Here is a 19,912-nt window from a genome sequence, read left to right as displayed (position 1 = left end):
CTTTTTCACTCCTCCGCAATAAGCACACAGGATGTATAGGTGAGGGTCTGGGGGCCGTAATTATAGGGCAGGCCGGACTTTTGGCAGATGTCGCTGACCCAGAGGCCATAGGCCTCCATGGAGGTCAGGCGCTTGGACGGGTAGCGGCAGGGCCGGGTGGGACAGGTACACCGGGCGCACAGGGTGCAGGCTCCGGCTGTGAGGGCCAGGCAGCCCGGGTGCAGCAGCCGCGCCTGCCGGGCAAAGCCTTGAAAAGACTTTTTATGCTGCCGGGCCAGGCTCTCCATGGCGGGATAGTCCAGCGGGTGAGCCAGGGGGCCGGTGGTCTGGACCAGGAGGCCCCTGCGGCACCTTGCAATGGCGGCGGCTGCCTGGGTGAGACTTCCGCAGGCCGGGGGGCAGGCCCAGTTTTTACCGTATTGGCCGCAGCGGTCCGCCGCGCACATGGCCCGGACAGACGCCAGGGGCTGAAAGGCCGAGAGATTGGCCGCCCCCCAACGGGTGAAGCCGTTTTCCCTCGCCAGGGTCATAAGCCGCTCCACGGTCTCCCCTCCCCTCTTGACAAAGCAGCCCGGGACTGCTAAAAATTATAGGTAGATATAGTATAATAAGGTGTCGGGGCCGTGTCAAGGTCGGCGGCACCGGGTTTCCATTTTTTGATTTTACGAAACGGAGGACGGCAGGATGCAGGTACAATTTCCGCTGATTTTGGACGGGGCCACCGGCACGGAGCTGCAAAAGCGGGGCTTTACCGGGGCGGTGAGCGCCGAGGAGTGGGTGCTTGCGCACCCGGAGAGCATTTTGGACATCCAGCGGCGCTATGTGGACGCCGGGAGCCGGGTGCTGTATGCCCCCAGCTTCGGCGCAAACCGCCAGAAGCTGGAGGAGCACGGGATCTTCAACCAAACGGCAGCCTATAACCGAAGGCTGGCGGCGCTGTCAAAGCAGGCGGCGGCGGGCCGGGCCCTGGTGGCCGGAGACCTGTCCCCTACGGGGCTGTTTCTCTCGCCCATGGGAGAGACCTCCTTCCGGGAGCTGGTGGACATTTACACGCCCCAGGCGGCAGGGCTGGAGGAGGCCGGGGTGGACCTGTTCGTTATTGAGACCATGATGACCCTGTCCGATGCCCGGGCGGCGGTGCTGGCGGTACGAAGCGTCAGCGACAAGCCCATTTTCGTCACCTTTACCTGCGATGAAAAGGGCCGGACCGTCTCCGGCACAGACATCACGGCGGCCCTGGTTATTATGCAGGGCATGGGCGTGGATGCCTTTGGCCTGAACTGCTCGGCGGGGCCGCAGGAGATGCTGGTGCAGCTGCGGCGGCTGCGGGAATATGCCCGGGTGCCGCTCATTGCCAAACCCAACGCCGGAATGCCGCAGATCGTGGACGGCAAGGCGGTATATAGCTGCCCGCCGGAGGAATTTACGGCGCTGGTGCCGGAGCTTTTGCAGGCAGGTGTGGCCATTTTCGGCGGCTGCTGCGGCACGGACGCCGGGCACATTGCAGCGCTGAAAAAGGCCCTGGACGGGGCGGAGATCACGCCCCCATCGCCCCGGCACCCGACGCTTTTACCGGCGGCCACGGAAAAGCTGCCTATGTATTTGCCGGCGGACGCCAAGCACGGGCCGGTGATCGCCGTGACGGAAAATCTGGAGGATGACCTTCAGGAGGCCATGGACGGAGACGAGCCCATGGTGGCCGTGGCGCTGCAAAGCACGGCGGACGCGGAGGAACTGGCCCAGGTACAGTACCTGATCGAAAAGCCCCTATGCCTGGTGTGTGACGACGGGGCGGTGCTGGAGGCGGCTCTGCGGAGCTACCAGGGCCGGGCCCTGTACGAGGGCGCGATACCGGAGGAGACCCTGGCGCGGCTGCAGGAGCTGTATGGGCTGATTTACTGAGCGCCGGCGCCCTCTGCCTACGGAAAAGAATCGGATTGCTTCGGTAGGTATTTCCGCCGCAGCAATCCGATTTTATCTTTTTTACAATTTATTAACACTTCCCAGGAGGCCTCCTTGACTTTTGCGATTCAATGCGCTAAAATGGCAGTGGTTTGAGGAACTCTCCGCCACGGAGGCGGAAAAACGAAAAAAGGCCGCGGCGCTGAGGGGCCCCCCCGGGGGGCGGATTTTTTGCGGCCGGACGGGAGAAGCAATGAAAGAGAAAAGTACAAAGAATTTCGGCACCCGCTGGGGCTTTATCCTGGCCTCGGTGGGCTCCGCCGTGGGCATGGCCAATGTGTGGGGCTTTCCCAACAAGCTGGGCAGCAACGGCGGCGGTGCATTTCTGCTGATCTACCTGCTGTTCGTATTCATTTTCAGCTATGTGGGTCTGCCGGCGGAGTTCGCCATGGGCCGCCGGGCCGGCACCGGTACTCTGGGCGCCTATGAAAACGCCTGGTCCACCCGCAGCAAGGGCATGGGCAAGGCCGGCGGTCTTTTGGGCTGGCTGCCCCTGGCAGGGTCTCTGTGCATCGCCATCGGCTATGCGGTGATCGTCACCTACATTCTCAAGGCGCTGGTGGATTCCGTGGTGGGTACGCTGATGACTGCGGACACCGCCGCTTGGTTCGGCGAGTTTTCCTCCACGCCCTTTTCCGTGGTGCCCTATCACATTATCGTGGTGGTGGGGACGCTGCTGACCCTCTATCTGGGGGCCCACAGCATTGAAAAGACCAATAAGATCATGATGCCGGTGTTTTTCATCATTTTCCTGGTCCTGGCGGTGCGGGTGGCGCTGCTGCCCGGGGCGGCGGAGGGCTACCGCTTTATGTTCACCCCGGACTGGGCGGCGCTGAAGGACCCGATGATCTGGATCTGGGCCATGGGCCAGGCCTTCTTCTCCCTGTCGGTAACAGGCAGCGGCATGATCGTGTACGGCGCGTACCTCTCGAAGGAGGAGGATGTGGTGCATATGGCCCAGCGGACGGCACTGTTTGACACCATCGCGGCGGTGGTGGCGGCGCTGGTCATCATCCCGGCGTGCTTCTCCTATGACCTGGATGTGGGCGCAGGCCCGGGGCTGCTATTCGTGACCCTGCCCACCATTTTGCAGGACATCCCCCTGGGGCGGCTATTCGCCATTATTCTGTATGTGGCCATGATTTTCGCAGGGGTCAGCTCGCTGCAGAATATGTTTGAGGCGGTGGCGGAGTCGCTGCTGCACAAGTTCCCGAAGCTGAATCGCACGGCGGCCCTGGCGGTGCTGTGCGTGCTGTGCCTGGGCGCAGGACTGTTTATGGAGCCTATCGCCAAGTGGGGACCCTGGATGGATCTGGTATCCATCTACATCATCCCCATCGGGGCCACATTGGGCGCAGTGTCGTGGTTCTATGTAATGAAGAAGGACGACCTGCTGACGGCTATCAACACCGGCAGCCACAAGACCCGGGGCGCCCTGTGGTACAGCGTGGGCCGGTATGTGTATGTGCCCTTGGCGCTGGTGCTGTGCCTGGTGGCGCTGATCGGCGGCGTGGCGTTTTAAGGAAAAATTGAAATTGGGCATAAGAATCCCCTCCGGAAGCCGCGGCTTCCGGAGGGTTTTTGCGTGGGAAGGATGAAAAAGAGAAAAGCTGAAAGTGGAAAGAGGGAGCGTAGGGGCGACCCTTGCGGTCGCCCGGGGGCAAGGAGGACGGATTGCCACGACCAGCGTTCGCGCTGGTCTCGCAATGACGGGCTTTTTGCAAGGGGTACGGTGAAACGGCGGGACACATGGGTCCCGCCCTACACGGCATTATTTTGTAGGGGCGGACGACCCTGTCTGCCCGGCTCGGCGTGTTCCTTGTGGTGCGTAGGGGAGGGGCTCTCTTGCCCACCGTCGTGCCAACCGACTGACGGGCACTGTCGTACCCGCCAATCGGGGCACTTCCTCGAAACCGGCTCGCCTCATCCGCCACTGGCGGCGCTTCGCCGATTTCCCCTCCCGCAGGCGACCGCGAGGGTCGCCCCTACGGAGGGGAACAAGAAGTGCGCCGGTTATCGGGCGGGGCAGAACCCCGCCCCTACGCATGATAGGGGTTTTACAGGTGCGGGGGGATATTGGGGAGCAGGTGTGGGCCGGACAGGGTGAAGATGGCACCGTTTAAGGCGATTTCCGGCGTGCCGTCCGTGGAGAGGATTTGCAGGGTACGGGTCTCGTGAGCAGTGGTGAGGGTCAGGGTTGGGACGCCACCGTTCATTTGGCCCGGGCGATACTTTTTCACATAGGTAAGCTGAAGAGCCCGGAAATAGTCCGTCCAGACCTGGAATTCCTCCCCTGTCAGGGCGGTGGAGGCGGCATAATCCACGGTGGGACGCAAGACGATTTCGGTCATGGGGGTTTGGAGGAAGGCCTGGCAGGAGGATGTTACCGTCCGGGTGCGGGGAATGCACAGACACGCTGCCAAGGCAGCAGCACAGAGGAGGACCAGGAGAGGGAGGGCGAATTTTCGTGGCATGGGGACACCGCCTTTCTGTTAAGTTGAAAGTGGAAAGCGGAAAGAGGGAGCGTAGGGGCGACCCTTGCGGTCGCCCGGGGGCAAGGAGGACGGATTGCCACGGCCAGTGTGCGCACTGGCTTCGCAATGACGGGCTTTTTGCAAGGGGTACGGTGGGACGGCGGGACACATGGGTCCCGCCCTACACGGCATTATTTTGTAGGGGCGGACGACCCTGTCCGCCCGGCTCGGTGTGTTCCTTGTGGTGCGTAGGGGAGGGGCTCTCTTGCCCACCGTCGTGCCAACCAACTGACGGGCACTGTTGTGCCCGCCAATCGGGGCACTTCCTCGAAACCGGCTCGCTTCATCCGCCACTGGCGGCGCTTCGCCGATTTCCCCTCCCGCGGGCGACCGCGAGGGTCGCCCCTACGGACGGGAACAAGGAGCGCGGTAAACGGGGCGTCGAGGACGCCGCCCCCTACGGAGGGGAACAAGAAGTGCGGTGGTTATCGGGCGGCGGGCTGAGGGCAGCCCGCCCTACGGAAGTGCAATATGAAGTGCGTAGGGGCGGGGGTGCCTGCTCTTATGGCGTGGACAGGGTGCCGGTGGGCGGCAATGATGAGGCATCGGCGGCGGTAATGAGATTGGGTTCCTCTATTTGAACGGGGGTGCCGTCGGGGTTGGTGGGGAAGCAGAAAGCGTAGCCATACTCGGAATTTACGGGAAAATTTCGAATCTGCTCCTCGGTGAACAGGCCCACTGCGATGGGCCAGGTGATGATCAGGTCGTCGTCCTGTTCCTGCAAATTCACCAGGCGGAGGTCATAGCCCAGGGCGGCCAAACGCTTAAATTCGCCGCCCAGGCTTCCGGCGGCTACCTGTTCCCCATTTTGGAATACATCCATTTCTAAAAGGAACTTTACATTCCGGCCCGCGTACTGCTTTCGGGCGGCGTTGACCTCCACAAAGCAGAAATACTCGCCGGGGTCCGGGGCCTTGTAGCAGGCTTCGACGCCGATTTCGTAGTCTGTAACGGACTGGCTGGGGGAATAGTTCGTGTCTCCGTCCTTATATTCCTTCAGCGGCAGGTAGCGGGCCGTCAGCAGCACGGCTATGGCCGTGACCAGACACAGGCAGGCCGCCGCGCTCCAGCGGTGCCAGGTGGGTGCGGGCCGGCGGGGGCGGACGGGTTCATGGGCCCGGGCCACAAAGTCATCCCGGATGTCTCCCAAAAGCAGGGAAAATTCTTCTGTTTTCATAGCATAAAGCCCCTTTCCGAAAGGCGGCGGCGCAGCTGCGTGCGCAGGCGGTGGAGGGTGACATAGACATGGTTTTCCGAGAGGGCGAAGCGCCGGGCGATGTCGGGCACGCTGTCAAAATACCAGTAGCGGCAGACGAAAATCCGGCGCTTGGTGTCCGGGAGGGCGGCCAAAAACTCGTTGATAGCTCCCAGCAGCTCCCGGCGGTCCAAATCGGACTCGGGGGTGTCCTGATGGGAAACCACTTGGGCCAGCTCCTCAAATACCGCGTCCGCTTCCCCACCGCCCCGTTTTTCCGCCGCGTCCTTACGGCGGCGGTTCAGGGCCAGGTTTCGGGTGATCTTACCCAGAAAAGCCGACAGCACCGCCGGGCGGTGGGGCGGCATGGCGTTCCAGGCCCGGAGATAGGTGTCGTTGACGCACTCCTCCGTGTCTCGTTGATCTCGGAGTATATTCCGGGCCACGGCGGTGCAGTAGGAGCCATATTTTTCGGCGGTAGCAGGGATGGCTTGGGCGTCTCGGTGCCAATACAGGCTGATAATGGCGGCATCCTCCAGGTGGTCCATGGGCTTCCCTCTCCTTCCTCGTTGCCTTTCACTTTTAAGGACAGCTTTTGACGGCGATTCTTACAGCGATTTTGAAAAAAACTCCCGGAAACGGATTCCGGGAGTTTTTAGTTCTGATAAAGGGCAAAAAGCCTCGCAGAGTTCGCGTCCGCAGACGCGAAAACTCCAATCATTTTTCACCGCGACATGCGCGTGGGGAAAAATACCTCTCAGCCCGCAAGTGTGGAATTTTGGGCCTTTGGCCCAAAATTATGCGCGCAGCGGGGTGCAAGCCTTTTGGCAGAAAAAACGAAGTTTTTTCGCCAGGAATTTTTATCCCCACAGGGCGGTGAGCATGGGGATGATCTGCTTTTTGCGGCTCATGACCCCCGGAAGGAAGAGGGTGTTGTCCTTGGGCTCCACAGAGAAGGCGTTGCGAATGGCGTCGTCGCTGCCCACATACAGTAGCTGCGTGCCCTCCAGCAGCACATCCGTGAGCATCAGAAGCACCATGTCGTAGTGGCGCTCGTCCCGGAGGCGGGCCATCTCCTTCAGCAGCTCGTCCTTGCGGTTCATGATTTCCAGAGAGTCCAGGCAGGTGATCTGCCCCACGCCCAGCATCTGCTCGGCAATGTGGAACTCCTTGAAATCGGAGGCGATAAGCTCCTGCACGGGCTTATCGGGACTGACGGAGGAAAACAGCTCCTTGCCCAGGTCGTCCAGCTTCACATTGGCAATGCGGGCCAGGCGCTGGGCCATGGAAATATCCCGCTTGGTGCAGGTGGGGGACTTGAACATCACCGTGTCCGACAGGATGGCCGCCGCCATAAGACCCGCCATGGGCCCCGAGGGGATGACCCCGTGCTCCTGGTACATGGCGGCGATGATGGTATTGGTGCTGCCCACCGGCTCATTGCGCACATAGATGGGCTGGCCGGTCTGAATATCCGCCAGGCGGTGATGGTCGATGATCTCCAGGATCTCCGCCTGGTCCAGGCCCGGGACGGACTGGGCAAACTCATTATGGTCCACCAAAACCACCTGCTTGCGCCGGGGACGGAGCAGATGATAGCGGGACAGGGTGCCCACCACCCGCTCCTTTTCATCCAGCACCGGGTAGCTGCGGTAGCGGCTCTTTAGCACCACCTCACGGACATCATCGATATAATCATCCAGGTGGAAGCAGACGATCTCTCCCCGCTGGCAGGGACGGGAGATGGGGATGGCCTGGTAAATCAGGCGGCAGGCCCGGCCCGCGGCAAAGGGAGTGGAGATGATGCAGGTGTCGCCCTCGTAATTCTCCAGGTCCGGGTTAATATCCGCCCGGCAGATGATGAGGCAGCTGACCTTCTGGTCCAGGGCCCGCTGGATCATGTCCGGCTGGCTGGCCACCAGGACGATATTATTGCTGCCGGTGAAGCGGAGGTTTTCGGAGGCCTGGGGCATGGCCACCACCACATTGCCGCTGATGCTGGTGGGGATGCCGGTACACTCATTGACAATGCGCCCCTCCAGGACGCTGACCAGGTTGAATACCGGCAGATCCTCCACCCGGGTGTCCACCAAAGTCTCCATGCTGAAGGTGGCAATGTCGCCGGCAGAGAGCATACCGTAGAGGGAGCCATCGTCATTGACCACGGGGACAGCGGAAATGCGCTGCTCATGCATCACATGCCAGGCCCGGTCCATGGTGACGGAGGAGCTGAGGCAGGGAGGCGTGTCGAAATCCAGGTCTCGGACCTGGGTGCGTACGGTGCGGATGGACTCGGGCTCGGAAAGGCCGAAATGCCGAAGCATACGCTCCGTTTCATCGCTGATATGGCCCAGATGGACCGGAATATATCGACGGTCACCCAGGGCATTGCGCAGCGCGGCATAGGACATGGCGGCGGCAATGGAGTCCGTATCGGGATTTCGGTGACCGGTTACATAAATCTCGTTCATAAGCTCTCCTCCTGTGAGCGTTTTTTTTCATTATAAAACGGGGCAATTCGTTTTTCAATACGGGGATATTATAAATTTTTATTTTTTAGAAAGTTTTTTTCGCAAAAAGGTAGGGAGTGGCGGAGAGGCAAGGCAGAAGCGGAAGGGTTTTTCGACAGTCTTAAAGCCCCGCCGGGTAGGCGGGGCTTTGGGGTCAGCCGATGGCGATATTGTGTATGCCGCCGGAATATGCTATGGTATCCTCTGCATCCTCCTTGTCCGTGGCACCGAAGGCTTCTCCGGGGGAGCCGATCAGCCCCCACTCCTGCAGGAGGGCCAGGGTGCGGGTACACTGGGGATTGAGTCTGGCGGAGATGGTTTTTTCATCGTCCTCCAGCATGATATCGAGGCAGGGGTCCTGGTAGTCATAGAGGTCGCGGTCCAGCATATTCATGTGGGCGATGTCCTCCAAAAGCGTCTGATACAGGAGCCTGCACTCCTGGGCCGTCAGCTCTCGCCTCCGTTCCTTTGCGAAATTGATTATATAGCCGTGGCGGAGAGCATCCGCGTTCACATTCACATCGTCCAGCACCAGGCTGCGGCGGAAGGTCTCCGATTCCAGCATAGCCCGGACGGCGGTGCGATCCTCATTGCGCAGCTGGTACTGCCGGGAGAGGGTTCCGCCGTTTTTCAGATGGTAGGTGATGCTAATGGTGTTCTTCCCCAACCAGTCGGAGCCGAGGTTTTCTTTGGCAGCACAGTCGGCAAGGTAGCGGTGGGCCTGCACAATGGCGTCGATCTCCTCCGGGTCGGTGATTCTTGCCCTGCTTCCGTAAATGGCCCGCTGATAGACCTCCACAGACTCCACCTGATTGGTCTGGGGAATGCGCTGCTCGAAGCCGAAGAGGTCGGCCTTGATGCACAGGGTCAGGGCCAGGAGCACCGCGCACAGGGCCAGCAGCTCCGGCCAGAGCTTGCCGAAGACGCGGGGGGTCCGGGCAATGAGCATCTGGGTGACGATCATGCACGCCAGGCCCAGGGTCACGATGCAGGCCAGCAGGGCCGGGGTATTTTTGGTGCAGCTGAGCATCCCCGCCAGCACAAGGCCCAGGCCCAGGCCGCCCAGCAGACCCACCGCCCACCGCACCACCGGGCGCAGAGGCCGGAAGGCCAGGGTGTCGCCGGAGGCCTCGCTGCGGCGGATGCGGTAGAGCAGGGCGCTGGCCGCCAGCAGCACCAGGGCCACGATGCCGTACACCAGCAGGCTCTTCCAGGTGCCGGCGCTCAGGAGGGGGCCGCTGCCGTTATTATACACTTCATACAGGTTCTGGTGCAGGCGCAGGACCGGGGTAAGCCAGACCACGATATGATCTCGGCCCATGGAAAACGCCGTGTCGTTATAGCTGGGGTAAAAGATGCTGCACATGGCGTCCGCCAGGATACGGCAGAAGATGACCACGCAGTTCACCGCGCCGTAGGCCACGGCCATGGCCGGGAGCCAGCCGCAGAGCATACAGCAAAAGACACCCAGGGAGAAAAACAGCAGGAAGGTCACCAGGGAGAACACCAGCCAGGAAAGGCTGGCCCCCCAATGGGTGCCGCCGCTCTGGGCCGAGAGCAGGCAGATAAGCACATTGCTCACCACCACGCAGCCCACGCAGCTCAGCACATGGGTGCGGAACTGGCAGCCCCGGCTGGCGGGGAAGCTGTGCATACCGTAGGTGCCCCGGGCGCTGGACAGATAGGAAAACAGGGCCATGGCCAGGACAATGCCGAAAATAAGATGGATCCAAATGGCGGCGGTGGTGGCGTTTGCGATGATTTCCAGGGCCACGCGCCGGGCCTCATACGGATGGGCGGCTTGCAGGTCCGCCGGGACATCGTTCCACATCCGCAGGGGCAAAATCAAAAACCACAGGAAGGTATAGCCGGCAAAGAGGGGCCAGCAGCGGCGCAGGTCGCTGCGCAGCAGGGCCGGGTTAAAGAAGGATTTTGTGAGCAGCATCGTCCGCACCTCCTAATTCATAGATAAAGATTTCCTCCAGGGTCAGGGGGATGGCCTCCAGCAGCACCGGGTCGGTGATCTGCATACGGCGGCAGATCTCCTCGCTGCTGCCGCGCATAATATAGGTATGCACCCGGCCCACCCGGGAATGATGGAGCACCTGCAGCTCGGCGGGGAGGGTGGGCTCCTCTGCCGTTTTGTAGGCCACCTGTATTTTCACGGTGTTATCCTGCAGATCCGAGAGGGTGCGCTCCAAAAGCACCTTGCCCTTATCCATAATGCCCACATGGTCGCACACATCCTCCAGCTCCCGGAGGTTATGGCTGGAGAGAAGCACCGTGGTGCCCCGGGCGGACACATCATCCAGCAGCACCTGCCAGACCTGCCGACGCATCACCGGGTCCAGGCCGTCCACCGGCTCATCCAGCACCAGGTACTCGGGCATACAGCTCATGGTGATCCAAAAGGCCGCCTGGCGCTGCATACCCTTGCTCATGCGGCGGATGGGCTTTTTCTCCGGCAGACGGAAAAGCTCCCGGAGCTTATAAAACCGCTCCCGGTCAAACTGCGGGTACATCCCGGCATAGAGCTTGGCCATTTCCCAAATGGTAGACTGATTATAATAGAACCAGTCGTCGGGAATGGAGACGATGCGCTCCTTGGCATGGCGGTTTTCATACACCGGAACGCCGCACACCGTCACCTGACCGCTATCCTGCTTATAGACCCCGGTGATGTGGCGCAGCAGTGTGGACTTGCCTGCGCCGTTGGGGCCCACCAGGCCGTACACCGCCCCCTTGGGCACGGTGAGAGTGGCGCTGTCCAGGGCTGTGAAGCCGTCAAAGGTTTTTACCAGATTTTTTACCTCGATCATTTTCCTTCCTCCTCTCTCCACAGATCCAGCCACTGCTGCTCTGTCATGCCCAGCTGCCGCAGCTCCAGTATCGTGTCGTGCAGGCCCTCCGTAAGCTCAGCCATGCGGCGCCGACCTTGGTCGCCGTCCTCCGCCACAAAGCTGCCCCGGCCCGCTACCGTGTACACGAAGCCCTCCGCCTCCAGCTGGGCCATGGCCCGCTGAATGGTGTTGGGATTGATGGCCAGCTCCGTAGCCAGCTTGCGCACCGAGGGCAGCTGGTCCCCCGGCTGCAGAACGCCGCTTACCATCAGACGCCGCAGCCCGTCCCGCACCTGCTGGTGAATGGGACGGTTGTCCCGATAGTCCAAATGCAGCACAGTATCTCCTCCCCTCTTGTGTTTTTAGTGTATTAGTAGTATTAGTACGGTTAATATATCATAGCCCCTGTTGGCTGTCAAGGGGGCGGGGAATATTTTTTTGTGGGGGCGGGTATGCTGGGAGGGGCGGACTGCATAGGGGCCGGAAATCGGCTGGTACAACGGTGGGCAACCGACGCCCCGTTACCTCTCAGGTTGCGGGCGACCGCAAGGGTCGCCCCTACGGAGGGGTCACAAGGCGTGCGGTAAGGTGGGCCGATGTGGGGAGCGAGCTGAGCGCTGCCGGTGGCAGAGGAAGCGAAGTGAGCGAGTGGCCGCGGTCAAAATTTTAAGCGTCCGCCGTAAGGCAGCGCAAAAATTGTGGGCACCGCAACAGGATCATCGGCCCCTACGAATTATTGTTTTCTTGGGGATTACATATTTAATATAAAGGAGGGTCGAATATGAAGGCTATGGTCTACGCCAAGAGCTGCATTCAGTGCGGGCTTTGCGTGTCGGTCTGTCCGGAGGTGTTTTCCCTGCTGCCGGGGCAGACGGCGGTGGCCCGGGACGAGGACATCCCCACCGATTTGCAGCTGAGCGTGCAGGCGGCGGCGGAGGGGTGCCCTACGGATGCCATTTCCCTGCAATAATTTGCGGAAAAAACCTTATTTTTTCAAAAATCAGGCTTTACAAGACGCAATGAGTGTGGTATCTTAATTAAGTACGCACGCTATGCGTACAGGTTGCCCTTGCCTTAGTCCCGCGGATGCTTCACCCGTCCCGGCACTCAGACAACGGGCGAAACAAAAAGAAAGGTGGAACAAAACCATGATGCTGAAAGACCAAAAGACCTCTATCATCGAGGCCAACCGTACCCACGAAAGCGACACCGGCTCCCCCGAGGTGCAGGTGGCTATCCTCACCGAGCGCATCAGCCAGCTCACCGCTCATCTGAAGGTGCATCCCCACGACTTCCACAGCCGCCGCGGTATGCAGATGATGATCGGTAAGCGCCGTCGTCTGCTGGACTATCTGGCCAAGAAGGACATCGAGCGCTATCGTGCTCTGATCGCCAAGCTGGGTCTGCGTCGATAATTTCAGGAATCCGGGTGGTGCAGGCTCCCCTGCGCCACCCTGTTTTCGCATTTACCTGCCGCGTCAATCCATCCGCCGGAGAAAACGGCACCTTTAGCGTTTGAAACTGCGCCCTGTGCGGGGACGCGCTTTCAAGTGCTAAAGGGTTTATCTCCGGAGGAAATCCAATTCAAAAAGGAGATAAAACCATGTCAACGATCATTACCAAGCGCCAGTTCCCCGGCTACCACAAGTATGAGCTGGACCTGGCCGGCCGCCCCTTGACCCTGGAAGTGGGCAAGCTGGCCGAGCTGGCCAACGCCGCCGTGATGGTGGGCTATGGCGACACCCGTGTGCTCTGCTGCGTCACCGCTGCCCCCCGTCCCCGGGACGGCATCGACTTCTTCCCCCTGAGCGTGGACTTTGAGGAGAAGATGTACTCCGTGGGCCGCATTCCCGGCAGCTTTAACCGCCGCGAGGGTCGCCCCGGCGAGAAGGGCATCCTCACCAGCCGCGTCATCGACCGGCCCATCCGCCCTCTGTTCCCCTCCGATTTCCGCAACGATGTGTCCGTGATGTGCACCGTCATGGCGGTGGATCACGACTGCTCCCCCGAGGTAGCCGCCCTCATCGGCACCTCCGCCGCTCTGGCCATTTCCGACATTCCCTGGAACGGGCCCGTGGCCGCCCTGAAGGTGGGCCTGGTGGACGGCAAGCTGCTCTTTAACCCCACCAGCGAGCAGCGCAAGATCAGCGACCTGGATGTGACCGTGGTTTCCACGGGCAAGAAGGTGGTCATGATCGAGGCCGGCGCCAATGAGGTGCCCAACGATGTGATGTTCGAGGCCATTCGCATGGCCCACGAGGAGAATCAGAAGCAGATCGCCCTCATCAATCAGATGGTCGCCGAGATCGGCAAGCCCAAGTTTGACTATCCCCACGCCGACTTCAACCAGGAGCTGTTTGACAAGATCGTTCACGACTTCATGGATGAGGCCAAGGCCGCCATGGACACCGACGACAAGAATATCCGCGAGGCCCGCTGGAACGAGATGATCGAGCACTGGCACGAGAAGTATCTGGAGGAGTATCCGGATATGGATCAGTACCTGGAGGAGTTCACCTACAAGTTCCAGAAGAAGATCGTGAAGGCCTGGCTGCTGGAGGGTCACCGTGTAGATGGCCGCCAGAAGAACGAGATCCGTCCCCTGGACGCCGAGGTGGCCGTGCTGCCCCGTGTCCACGGCTCGGGCCTGTTTACCCGGGGCCAGACCCAGGTGCTCTCCGTCTGCACCCTGGATACCCTCTCCGCCAACCAGAAGCTGGATACCATCTGGGAGGAGACCGAGAAGCGCTACATGCACCACTACAACTTCCCCGGCTACTCCGTGGGTGAGGCCAAGCCCGCCCGCAGCCCCGGCCGCCGGGAGATCGGCCACGGCGCGCTGGCAGAGCGTGCCCTGCTGCCCGTGATTCCCCCGGTAGAGGAGTTCCCCTACGCCATCCGCGTGGTGTCCGAGGTGGTCTCCTCCAACGGCTCCACCTCCCAGGGCTCCATCTGCGGCTCTACCCTGGCGCTGATGGACGCCGGCGTGCCCATTAAGGCCCCGGTGGCCGGCATCTCCTGCGGTCTGATCCAGGACGATGACGGCTCCTTCACCACCTTCATCGACATTCAGGGCGTGGAGGACTTCCACGGCGAGATGGACTTCAAGGTGGCCGGCACCAAGAAGGGCATCACCGCCATTCAGATGGACCTGAAGAACGACGGCCTGACCATGGAGATCATTCAAAACGCCCTGGACATCACCTACGATGCCCGCTGCCAGATTCTCGACCAGGTGATGCTGCCCTGCATTGCCGAGCCCCGGCCCGAGGTCAGCAAGTACGCCCCCAAGATGGTCACCATGCACATTGACCCGGACAAGATCCGCGAGGTCATCGGCAAGGGCGGCAGCGTCATTCAGAAGATCGTGGCCGAGTCCGGCGCCAAGATCGACATCGACGACGACGGCACCATCCACATCGCCTCCCCCGACGCCGAGAGCTGCGCCATCGCCAAGAAGTGCATCGACGACATCGTGTTCGTGCCCGAGGTGGGCGCCCTGTACTATGGCCGCGTGGTGCGCCTGATGACCTTCGGTGCCTTCGTGGAGCTGGCCCCCGGCAAGGACGGCCTGGTGCATATCTCCAAGCTGGCCGACCACCGCATCGAGAAGGTGGAGGATGCCTGCAAGATCGGCGACATGATGTGGGTAAAGGTCACGGAGATCGACGAAAAGGGTCGCGTGAACCTGAGCCACAAGGACGCCATGAAGGAGATCAAGGCCAAGGAGGCCGCCGGCGAGCCCATCAAGTAAGGCCCGGATTTTTGCCCGAATACAGCAGCAGGAGGACACCCCGGCGGTGTCCTCCTGTTTTTAGACTGTCGAAAAACTCTCCGGTTTTTTCCGACAAAACGATGGCAGTCTGCTGCGCGCAATTATTATATTGACAGGTTTTATTTAAATTGCTATAATTTCGTCAGGCGCTGCACGAACGGCAGGCGGTTGGCTACATCTCCGAGAGGAGGTGGTAGATATGCCTATTACGATCACGCTACATATCTTCGGATATACAGTTACGATTCGTATTAAAAAAGGCGAAAACCGCCACCCGGCACGGTGACGGTTTTCTTAGCTTCGGCTAAAAAACTATAAATCCACTGGGCTAACCGCTTGTCGCAGCGCCCTTTCTATGCTTATTATAGCAGAAAATTGGGGGGTGTCAAGGGGCCGTGTCGCTCCGCTCCCGGCCTACTAAATAATCAATGCTCACATGGAAATAATCTGCAATCCGTATCAGTTCCGCGATGCCCGGCTCCCTCTCCCCGTTTTCGTAGCGGCTGATGGTGTTTTGAGACATATTCAAGTCCATCGCCATCTTTAATTGGGTAATATGTCGTTGGGTGCGGAGTTCTTTTATCCTCATACCATTTCCCCCTTGACATTATTATCCCAAAACGGTATAATAAAAATATCCCGTTTTGGGATACTTTGTGCATTTTAAGACCAGGATTCTTAAAAATTAGGAGGGAGATTTATGCAAGTAAAAATCTGCCCGAAATGTGGACACCAAAACGGGCCGTATTTTTTGGAATGCTCCAAATGCCATGCACCGCTTAGCACGGTCTCTGTAACAGAGAAAACCATGATTGCAAAAGCCCTAAGAATCATCGCCATAGCGATATATATTGTCGGTTTTATCGGCGGCGGTCTGGCGGGTCCGGTGACAGAGAGCTTTGCGGCGATCCTGCTGGTTTGGATCTCCGCTGCTGTGTCCGGCACCTTGATGCTGGGCTTCTCGGAAGTGATCCGTCTGCTGCATGAGATTAACGCAAAGATAAAATAAGCTGCCGCCCTCCGGTTATGCCGGAGGGCTTTTCCTCTCCCCTCACCCCAGCAAACCCGTGATGTCCTCCACCGTCAGGTGGGGCTGCAAGGCCAGGTCTATGCCGTAGGCCATCATGCGGCTCAGCTCCCGAACCCGTTGGTCGATGTCCCGAGGGGTGACGAACAGGGGCTCCCCCTCCGCTGGGGTCTCCTCCCCTACCAGCTGTTCGGCCCGAATCACCGTGGGCAGGCCCAGGGCCAGCACCGGCACCCCCAGCGTTCGCCGGGACACCTCCTTGCGGTGGTTGCCCACCCCGGAGCCGGGGGTCAGGCCCGTGTCCGTCAGCTGCAGCACGGCGCAGAGCTTTTCCCGAGTGGCGGCAGCCAGGGCATCCAGGACGATGACGCACCGGGGCCGCAGCTTTTCCGTCGCCGCGGCGATAAGCTCGGAGCTTTCCAGCCCCGTCTCCCCTAAGACCCCGGTGGCCAGGGCCGCCACAGAGGAAAAGCCCGCAAACTCCTCCGGCATGGCCCACAGCATATGCCGGGTGACTAAAATGTGCGGCAGGGCCAGGGGGCCCACGGCGTCCGCCGTCAGGGAGCGGTTGCCCAGGCCCACCACCAGGGTCGGCCCCTCCCCCTCCGGCAGCAGCGCCGCCAGCTCCCGGGCGATGCACCCGGCGCCCCGGGCGAAAAAATCCCGCTGCCGGTGCAGGTACGGCCCTAGCTCCATGGTGATGTATTTACCCACCGGCCGCTGCAGCTCCGCCGCCCGATGGGGGTCCGTCAGGTCCATGGCCGTCAGGGCGTAGCCGCCGCGCTCCCGGCGCCGCACCTCCAGGCCCGGGCGGCTGGTCAGGCGGGTGGTTTTTGCCTGCATTTGCGCCGCTTCCAGCGCCAGATCCGTTCCCAATACGCTCACGCTTGTGGTCACACCCCTTCTTAAAACACAAAATATTGTGGCTATGGCGTAGGTTGCCGCCGAAATTTGAAAATATTCAATTTTTTCCGGCAAATCTCAAAAAAAGGCTTGCAATTTGCGGAAAACAATGCTAAAATATCATCCTGCGTGGATGTTTTTTAAGCGAAGCGCAAAATTGATCATCGGGGAGGTGTATGGTTTGCCGAATATCAAGTCTGCTAAGAAGCGTGTTCTGGTGTCCGAGGCTCGCAATGCCCGTAACAAGGCCAATCGCTCCGCACTGAAGACCGCTATCAAGAAGTTCGAGGCTGCTGCCGTTGAAGGCAATCGCACCGAGGCCGAGGGCGCTTACAAGGTCGCAGTGAAGAGCATCGATAAGGCTGCTGCCAAGGGTCTGCTGCACAAGAACAATGCAGCCCACAAGAAGAGCGCTCTGACTCTGAAGCTGAACAACATTGGCTAATGAACCGCACCAAGAGGACATCCGAGAGGATGTTCTCTTTTTGTTTGTCGCAGGAATATACGAATTGCCGCGGGTGCTTTGCGCCCCAGCAATGACACCGTTAACAAGAAGCGCAGGGTACGGCGGGAGACATGGGTCCCGCCCTGCAACCGTACATTTTTGTAGGGCAGGGCCCGCGTGCCCTGCCGGGGGCGCGGGAAATAACCGGTCGGGCCGATGTAGGCATCGGCCCCTACGAATAGGGTTGTAGGGGCGGACGACCCTGTCCGCCCGGTGCAGTGGGTTCTTGATGGTGCGTAGGGGCGGGGCTCTGCCCCGCCCGCGGGCGACCGCAAGGGTCGCCCCTACGGAGGGTTGCAAGTAGTACAGGACGCGGGGCGATGTGGGGAGCGAACCGAGCGCTGCCAGTGGCAGAGGAAGCGAGGTGAGCGAGTGGCCGCGGTCAAAATTTCCAGCGTCCGCCGTAAGGCAGCGCAGAAATTTTGGGCACCGCAACAGGATCATCGCCCCCTACGGACTTCTATCGGTAAACGGCGCGTAGGGGCCGATGCCTACATCGGCCCGGTTGCACCGATTTTCAAACCGTGCGTAGGGGCGGGGTTCTCTTGCCCACCGTCGTGCCAACCGATTCCCGGCCACTGTCGTGTCCGCCAATCGGGGCACTTCCTCGAAACCGGCTCGCTGCATCCGCCACTGGCGGCGCTTCGCCGATTTCCCCGCCCGCGGGAGGGACAGAGCCCCTCCCCTACGGACGGTTACAAGTAATGCGGTGGGGCGGGCGACCGCGAGGGTCGCCCCTACGCAAAAATTTATATTGGGTCGTCACACACAAAAGTTTCTCTTGACTCCCGGGGGAAAAAGTGATACCCTTAACGCAATACAGGCGATGATGGGCGTGGCGGCCCGGAGCTGCGGGAGGAAATGCCCGCCGGATGGCACCGTTATGGCCGTTGAGTGCGGAGTTTTCCGAATTCAGGTGGAACCACGGACTATGATTTAGTTCGCCCTGAGCTGCGTCGGCAGTTCAGGGCGTTTTTTTACTGAACTGAAAAATCTTACCATAAAGGAGAATCCCTATGAAAAACACCGAGAAAACCATGGACAAGATCGTTGCCCTGTGCAAAAACCGCGGCTTCATTTTCGCCGGCTCCGAAATTTATGGGGGCCTGGCCAACACCTGGGACTACGGCCCCCTGGGCGTGGAGCTGAAGAACAACATCAAAAAGGCCTGGTGGAAGAAATTCGTTCAGGAAAACCCCTACAATGTGGGCCAGGATGCGGCCATTTTGATGAATCCCCAGACCTGGGTGGCCAGCGGCCATCTGGCAGGCTTCTCCGACCCCCTCATGGACTGCAAGGAGTGCAAGGAGCGCTTCCGGGCCGACAAGCTCATTGAGCAGTGGTGCCAGGAAAACGGTGTGGAGCTGCCCAAGCCCATCGACGCCTTCTCCCAGCAGGAGATGAAGGACTTCGTGGAGGACAAGAACATCCCCTGCCCCTCCTGCGGCAAGCACAATTTCACCGACATCCGGCAGTTTAACCTGATGTTCAAGACCTTCCAGGGTGTCACCGAGGACGCCAAGAACACCGTGTACCTGCGGCCCGAGACCGCCCAGGGCATCTTCACCAACTTTGTCAATACCCAGCGCACCACCCGGCGCAAGCTGCCCTTCGGCGTGTGCCAGATCGGCAAGTCCTTCCGCAACGAGATCACCCCGGGCAACTTCATCTTCCGTGTCCGGGAGTTCGAGCAGATGGAGCTGGAGTTCTTCTGCAAGCCCGGCACCGACCTGGAGTGGTTCAACTACTGGCGCACCTTCTGCCACAACTGGCTGCTGGGCATCGGCCTGAAGGACGAGAATCTCCGTCTGCGTGACCATGACCCGGAGGAGCTGTGCTTCTACTCCAAGGCCACCACGGACTTTGAGTTCCTCTTCCCCTTCGGCTGGGGCGAGCTGTGGGGCGTGGCTGACCGCACCGACTACGACCTGACCCAGCACCAGAACACCTCCGGCAAGGACCTGACCTACTTCGACCCCGAGACCAACCAGCGCTACATTCCCTATGTGGTGGAGCCGTCCCTGGGCGTAGAGCGCAGCGTGCTGGCGGTTCTGTGCGACGCTTACGACGAGGAAACGGTGGACGAGAGCAAGAACGATGTGCGTGTGGTGCTGCACCTGCACCCGGCCCTGGCCCCCTACAAGGCAGCCATCCTGCCCCTGAGCAAGAAGCTGTCCGAGCCCGCCCGGAAGATCTATGAGGAGCTTTCCAAGGAGTGGATGCTGGACTTCGACGAGACCGGTTCCATCGGCAAGCGCTACCGCCGGGAGGACGAGGTGGGTACCCCCTTCTGCATCACCGTGGACTTTGACACCGTGGGCGACGCAGAAAAGGCCGGGGACAACTGCGTCACCGTCCGGGAGCGGGACAGCATGGAGCAGGTGCGCGTGCCCATCAGCCAGCTGAAGGAATACCTGGCAGAGAGGCTGGCGTACTGATATGAAGCCGAAAAAACAGCTTGCCCTGGGCACCGTGCTGCTGGCGGCCACCGCTGCCGCCTGCGTAAACCTGGCCAAATGGGCGGGTAAAAAAATCGAAGAGCGGACAAAGAAAAAGAAGTAATATTTATAGCATTTATAGCACAGAGGGACAGGCGCTGACCTGTCCCTCACCCTTATAATCCCCCTGTGCCGTCCGCATAAATTCAAAATTTCACTTGAT

The 19,912-nt window shown here is 60.3% G+C and carries 19 protein-coding genes; 9 read left to right on the top strand and 10 right to left on the bottom strand.

Translation table 11 applies throughout. From position 1 onward, the window contains the following. Positions 1 to 5: 5 nt before the first annotated feature. A complete protein-coding gene (locus tag KI236_RS08950) occupies positions 6 to 542 on the bottom strand; it encodes a DUF2284 domain-containing protein (protein WP_212821280.1) in 537 nt (178 codons plus the stop codon). 142 nt (positions 543 to 684) lie between these two features. On the opposite strand from KI236_RS08950, the gene KI236_RS08945 reads away from it, so the two are divergent. Both KI236_RS08945 and KI236_RS08940 read left to right on the top strand, forming a co-directional pair. Further along, complete coding sequence (locus tag KI236_RS08945; protein ID WP_212821279.1) at positions 685 to 1,902, top strand: homocysteine S-methyltransferase family protein; 1,218 nt, start codon at positions 685 to 687, stop codon at positions 1,900 to 1,902. A 253-nt stretch (positions 1,903 to 2,155) separates the two neighbouring features. After that, positions 2,156 to 3,484: a sodium-dependent transporter gene (locus KI236_RS08940; protein WP_212821277.1), complete on the top strand. Its 1,329-nt coding sequence runs from the start codon at positions 2,156 to 2,158 to the stop codon at positions 3,482 to 3,484. Between the two features lie 535 nt (positions 3,485 to 4,019). On the opposite strand, the gene KI236_RS08935 is transcribed toward KI236_RS08940, so the two are convergent. The 7 genes from KI236_RS08935 to KI236_RS08905 form a co-directional block, all read right to left on the bottom strand. Further along, on the bottom strand, positions 4,020 to 4,436 hold the full coding sequence (locus KI236_RS08935) for a hypothetical protein (RefSeq protein WP_212821275.1): 417 nt from the start codon (positions 4,434 to 4,436) through the stop codon (positions 4,020 to 4,022). Positions 4,437 to 4,998: 562 nt separating this feature from the next. Beyond that, positions 4,999 to 5,673, bottom strand: a complete 675-nt coding sequence (locus KI236_RS08930; RefSeq protein WP_212821274.1) for a hypothetical protein — start codon at positions 5,671 to 5,673, stop codon at positions 4,999 to 5,001. Further along, positions 5,670 to 6,239, bottom strand: a complete 570-nt coding sequence (locus KI236_RS08925) for an RNA polymerase sigma factor (RefSeq protein WP_228738132.1) — start codon at positions 6,237 to 6,239, stop codon at positions 5,670 to 5,672. The genes KI236_RS08930 and KI236_RS08925 overlap by 4 nt, the downstream gene beginning before the upstream one ends. A 312-nt stretch (positions 6,240 to 6,551) precedes the next feature. Next, a complete protein-coding gene (locus KI236_RS08920) occupies positions 6,552 to 8,162 on the bottom strand; it encodes a putative manganese-dependent inorganic diphosphatase (RefSeq protein ID WP_212821273.1) in 1,611 nt (536 codons plus the stop codon). 193 nt (positions 8,163 to 8,355) lie between these two features. Beyond that, positions 8,356 to 10,146, bottom strand: coding sequence for a hypothetical protein (locus tag KI236_RS08915; protein WP_212821272.1), 1,791 nt, complete (start codon positions 10,144 to 10,146; stop codon positions 8,356 to 8,358). After that, positions 10,121 to 11,020: an ABC transporter ATP-binding protein gene (locus KI236_RS08910; protein ID WP_212821271.1), complete on the bottom strand. Its 900-nt coding sequence runs from the start codon at positions 11,018 to 11,020 to the stop codon at positions 10,121 to 10,123. Before KI236_RS08910 ends, KI236_RS08915 begins: the two co-directional genes overlap by 26 nt. Further along, a complete protein-coding gene (locus KI236_RS08905; protein WP_212821270.1) occupies positions 11,017 to 11,379 on the bottom strand; it encodes a GntR family transcriptional regulator in 363 nt (120 codons plus the stop codon). The genes KI236_RS08910 and KI236_RS08905 overlap by 4 nt, the downstream gene beginning before the upstream one ends. A 443-nt stretch (positions 11,380 to 11,822) precedes the next feature. Between KI236_RS08905 and KI236_RS08900 the strand changes: the two genes are divergently transcribed. The 3 genes from KI236_RS08900 to KI236_RS08890 all read left to right on the top strand — a co-directional run bounded on the left by KI236_RS08900 (position 11,823) and on the right by KI236_RS08890 (position 14,795). Then, a complete protein-coding gene (locus KI236_RS08900) occupies positions 11,823 to 12,011 on the top strand; it encodes a ferredoxin (RefSeq protein WP_212821269.1) in 189 nt (62 codons plus the stop codon). 178 nt (positions 12,012 to 12,189) lie between these two features. After that, positions 12,190 to 12,456, top strand: coding sequence for a 30S ribosomal protein S15 (gene rpsO / locus KI236_RS08895; RefSeq protein WP_212821268.1), 267 nt, complete (start codon positions 12,190 to 12,192; stop codon positions 12,454 to 12,456). Positions 12,457 to 12,644: 188 nt separating this feature from the next. Next, a complete protein-coding gene (locus tag KI236_RS08890) occupies positions 12,645 to 14,795 on the top strand; it encodes a polyribonucleotide nucleotidyltransferase (RefSeq protein ID WP_212821267.1) in 2,151 nt (716 codons plus the stop codon). Between the two features lie 406 nt (positions 14,796 to 15,201). Here the strand turns inward: KI236_RS08890 and KI236_RS08885 are convergent, their stop codons facing one another. Next, positions 15,202 to 15,405, bottom strand: coding sequence for a helix-turn-helix domain-containing protein (locus tag KI236_RS08885; RefSeq protein WP_212821266.1), 204 nt, complete (start codon positions 15,403 to 15,405; stop codon positions 15,202 to 15,204). Positions 15,406 to 15,516: 111 nt separating this feature from the next. Here KI236_RS08885 and KI236_RS08880 point away from each other — a divergent pair, with 111 nt between their 5' ends. Then, complete coding sequence (locus tag KI236_RS08880) at positions 15,517 to 15,825, top strand: zinc ribbon domain-containing protein (protein WP_212821265.1); 309 nt, start codon at positions 15,517 to 15,519, stop codon at positions 15,823 to 15,825. Positions 15,826 to 15,867: 42 nt separating this feature from the next. On the opposite strand, the gene gpr is transcribed toward KI236_RS08880, so the two are convergent. Next, positions 15,868 to 16,740, bottom strand: coding sequence for a GPR endopeptidase (gene gpr / locus KI236_RS08875; protein WP_212821264.1), 873 nt, complete (start codon positions 16,738 to 16,740; stop codon positions 15,868 to 15,870). Between the two features lie 187 nt (positions 16,741 to 16,927). Here gpr and rpsT point away from each other — a divergent pair, with 187 nt between their 5' ends. From rpsT to KI236_RS12270, 3 genes are all read left to right on the top strand, one after another. Continuing rightward, on the top strand, positions 16,928 to 17,191 hold the full coding sequence (rpsT, locus tag KI236_RS08870; protein WP_228738131.1) for a 30S ribosomal protein S20: 264 nt from the start codon (positions 16,928 to 16,930) through the stop codon (positions 17,189 to 17,191). Positions 17,192 to 18,267: 1,076 nt separating this feature from the next. Continuing rightward, positions 18,268 to 19,689 (top strand): glycine--tRNA ligase, encoded by a 1,422-nt coding sequence (locus KI236_RS08865; protein WP_212821263.1) that lies wholly within the window; start codon positions 18,268 to 18,270, stop codon positions 19,687 to 19,689. Between the two features lies 1 nt (position 19,690). Then, complete coding sequence (locus KI236_RS12270) at positions 19,691 to 19,813, top strand: hypothetical protein (protein WP_268978133.1); 123 nt, start codon at positions 19,691 to 19,693, stop codon at positions 19,811 to 19,813. Positions 19,814 to 19,912: the final 99 nt, after the last annotated feature.

The sequence above is a fragment of the Vescimonas fastidiosa genome (assembly GCF_018326305.1).
Lineage (GTDB): Bacteria > Bacillota > Clostridia > Oscillospirales > Oscillospiraceae > Vescimonas > Vescimonas fastidiosa.
This window is presented reverse-complemented; position numbering and strand designations above follow the sequence as displayed.